Consider the following 577-nt stretch of genomic DNA (forward strand, 5'->3'; position numbering starts at 1 on the left):
CGGCAGCCACACCGACGACACCATCACGGTGGGTAACCAGACCTTCAAGACGATGGCCGAGCGCGACCCGGCCGCCCTGCCCTGGGGCGAGCTCGGCGCCGACATCGTCATCGAGTCCACCGGCATCTTCACCAAGCGCGACGACGCCGCCAAGCACCTCGCCGCCGGCGCCAAGAAGGTCCTGATCTCCGCGCCCGCCAAGGACGAGGACATCACGATCGTCATGGGCGTCAACCAGGACAAGTACGACCCGGCCCAGCACAACGTCATCTCCAACGCGTCCTGCACCACCAACTGTGTGGCGCCGATGGCCAAGGTCCTCGACGAGAGCTTCGGCATCGTCAAGGGCATGATGACCACGGTGCACGCGTACACCAACGACCAGCGCATTCTGGACTTCCCGCACAAGGACCTGCGTCGCGCCCGCGCCGCCGCGGAGAACATCATCCCGACCTCGACGGGCGCCGCCAAGGCCACCGCCCTGGTCCTCCCGCAGCTCAAGGGCAAGCTCGACGGCATCGCCATGCGCGTGCCCGTACCCACCGGCTCCGTCACCGACCTGGTCATCGAGCTGAGC

General features: G+C 67.4%; 1 protein-coding gene. It reads left to right on the forward strand.

Annotated features, from left to right (window positions below; genetic code table 11):
* The coding region (locus tag KUM32_RS41235) for a type I glyceraldehyde-3-phosphate dehydrogenase (RefSeq protein ID WP_302185267.1) at window positions 1-577 on the forward strand (577 nt) is incomplete at both ends.

The organism is Streptomyces sp. AC627_RSS907, from assembly GCF_019049165.1.